This window comes from Ruegeria sp. CH11 (assembly GCF_056537105.1).
Genome location: NZ_JBQFQX010000045.1, coordinates 1 through 2,884 on the forward strand (window position 1 = coordinate 1; position 2,884 = coordinate 2,884).

The 2,884-nt window shown below is 56.5% G+C and carries 2 protein-coding genes and 1 pseudogene; 1 reads left to right on the forward strand and 2 read right to left on the reverse strand.

All coding sequences use genetic code 11. The annotated features are described in order from the left end of the window. Window positions 1-417 (reverse strand): transposase (locus tag ACR0LX_RS22895; protein ID WP_480785624.1); only part of this gene is annotated, 417 nt, incomplete at its 3' end. 375 nt (window positions 418-792) lie between these two features. On the opposite strand from ACR0LX_RS22895, the pseudogene ACR0LX_RS22900 reads away from it, so the two are divergent. After that, window positions 793-1,910 (forward strand): annotated as a pseudogene (locus ACR0LX_RS22900) (IS3 family transposase). On the opposite strand, the gene ACR0LX_RS22905 reads toward ACR0LX_RS22900, so the two are convergent. After that, window positions 1,894-2,884: transposase (locus ACR0LX_RS22905; RefSeq protein ID WP_480785625.1), on the reverse strand; the 991-nt coding region annotated here is incomplete at its 5' end. The pseudogene ACR0LX_RS22900 and the gene ACR0LX_RS22905 sit on opposite strands and share 17 nt — an antisense overlap.

Sequence of the window (2,884 nt, forward strand, 5' to 3'; positions counted from 1 at the left end):
GCTGACGAGGCCTTCCTCAATGCTGTGTGCCACGGTCATCTCGAACAGGTAGCGCAGCAGTTCGCTTTCGCGGAACCGCCCATGCCGGTTCTTCGAGAATGTGGAATGATCCGGCACACGGTCGTTCAGATCGAGCCGACAGAACCACCGATAGGCTAGGTTCAGATGAACCTCTTCACAAAGCCGCCGCTCGGACCGGATCCCGAAGCAGTAGCCCACGAGTAGCATTCGGATAAGCAACTCGGGGTCAACCGAGGGGCGTCCAGTATGGCTGTAGAACTCCGCCAGATGCGACCGGATGCTGCCAAGATCGACGAACCGATCAATCGAGCGCAGCAGGTGATCTTGCGGGACATGATCTTCCAGCGAGAACTCGTAGAACAACGCCGCCTGCGCTTCCTGCCTCGGTCCCATCATCGCCAATTCCTCCCTACAGGACGAATTGAATCAGCGACTTACCACTCAATCAACCAAGAGTTTTTCAACGAAATACGCCCATTGTGTTGAAAAACTCAAAAATGCAAGAGGTTCGAGTTTTCTGCGAACCGGCGATCCGTCGATAAAGTCCAAAGCCAATATCGATGACAGTTGTTGAGATGCCCTCTGACGGCCAGAGTCAGATTTTGGCCGAACCCTAAGCTGAATAATCCTACCGGGCTTCTACGAGAAATTTTGGACTCGAATCTGCGCAAAATCGGAGTTTTTCAACAGTATCGGCCCACAGCTGCCGTTCGTCGTGTCTTGGCCCCCTAAAACTGTGCCACAGTTGGCTTAGTTTTGGAGACGGGATTGATGGCGCGGAAACGGTATTCGGACGAAGATATTCTGCGGCTTTTGCGCGAGATTGAGCTGGGCCTGGCATCTGGTTCGGATGTCGCGACGGCGTGCAGAACGGCTGGTGTCAGTGATGCGACCTATTACACATGGCGCAAGCGGTTTGGTGGGATGGGACGATCTGAGATGGCCAATCTGAAGGCGCTGCAGAAAGAGAATGATCGGCTCAAGAAAATCGTGGCTGAGCTTGAACTGGACAAACTCATTCTCAAGGAGAGCCTTGATTATCTAAAGCCAAAGGCCTGACGGCAGACCAGCTTCGTCAGGCCGTGGTCCACACCCGACAAAAGCTGGCAACCTCTGAACGGCGCACCTGTCGCGTGATTGGATTGGCGCGGAGCACGCTGCAATACCGCGCAGCGCCAAAGGATGATGAGGCGTTACGTCTGGCGATGATCCGATTGGCCAAACGGTATGGGCGCTACGGCTACCGCAAGGTCGCCGAGCTGCTGCGTGTCGAAGGCTGGGCAGTCAATCATAAAAAGATCGAACGACTATGGCGCGAAGAAGGCTTGCAGCTCCCACAACGGCACAAGAAACGCAAACGGCTGTACCACAAGGACAGCTCGATCATCCGGCTCCGACCGCAACATCCCAATCACATCTGGAGCATTGACTTTGTCCACGACAAGCTGAGCAACGGACAGAGCTACAAGATGCTGACGGTGCTGGATGAGTATACCCGTGAGGCGCTCTGCGTAGCGGTCAAGCCGAAGATGAACAGCGCAGACGTGCTGGATGCGCTCTACCCACTCTTATTGCGGCACGGGAAGCCCGAACACATCCGTTCCGACAACGGCGCGGAGTTCATCGCAACGGCCCTGCAGACCTGGTTAAGAAAGGTGGGCATTAAGCCGATCCAAATCTACCCGGGATCACCTTGGGAGAATGGATACAACGAGCGCTTCAATGGCACTCTGCGCCGGGAAGTCCTCAACGCAGAATGGTTCCACACCACCAAACAGGCTCAGATCGTCATCAATACCTGGCTTAGACAGTACAATCGTGTCAGACCCCATCAGGCTCTAAACATGCGACCGCCCGTTCCAGAAACCTTGCTCAAAACTGGCCCATAGAATTGGGGCTGGACAGCGGTGCGGGAAAGATCTTGGCCAGTTTGCGGAGGTTCTGGGCGGTGGCGGCGAGGAGGAATTCGTCGTTTGCGCCGCATGGGCCACGTAATCGGAGCCGACCCAGGCCGAGAATGCGTTTGAGGTGGGCGAAGAGCATTTCCACCTTCTTTCTGAGCTTCATTGAGATGTCGTACTGGCGGGTCTTGGCAATGTCTCGAGCCACCTGGCGGGCGTCTTCTGTTTCTTCGCGGCTGATCTTGCGGGCATCCGCGTTGGGGCAGGACTTGGTTTTCGATGGGCAGACCTGACAGACCTCTTTCAGAGCGCGATAGCGAGCGGTGCCCTTGCCCGTCGGACCGCGGTTGGGGTCTGAGTAGTTGCGGCGGAACTGCTTGAGGGCGTGACCTTCGGGACAGATGTATTGGTCATTCTCAGCATCCCATTCGAAGTCGGCGCGGGTCCAGGTGCCGTCATTGCGACCGGACTTGTCGAACACCGGGATATGCGGCGCAATCTTGCGATCAACCAGCCAGCCCAGAAGTGGGCCGGTGCCATAGGCGGTGTCCGCGATTAGTCTCTCCGGATGCAGATCGAACCGTTCCTTTACTCGGTTCAACATGGTCTTGGTCGATCCGACCTCAGCCTGACGGATTGATCTGGTGGCTTCGACGTCGATGATAACTCCGTGATCTGTATCGATCAGGTAGTTGTCGGAATAGCTAAAGAATGCAGGGCCTTTGCGGGCTGCGGTCCATTGGCTCGCCGGATCGGAATGCGATGTGAACTTGGGCTGAACCTCGCTGGCAGCGCCGAACGCAGCCTCGTCCAGCGTGTCGAGATACTCGCGGACGGCGCGGGGCGCGTCGGTCGGATCAACGGTTGAGGCGTCCCACTCTTCCTTCGGCGTTGAGTTCTGCTTGTTGGCATCGGCTTCGATCAAGCTTGCAACGATGGCCATACGCTGACCGCTGACGAGG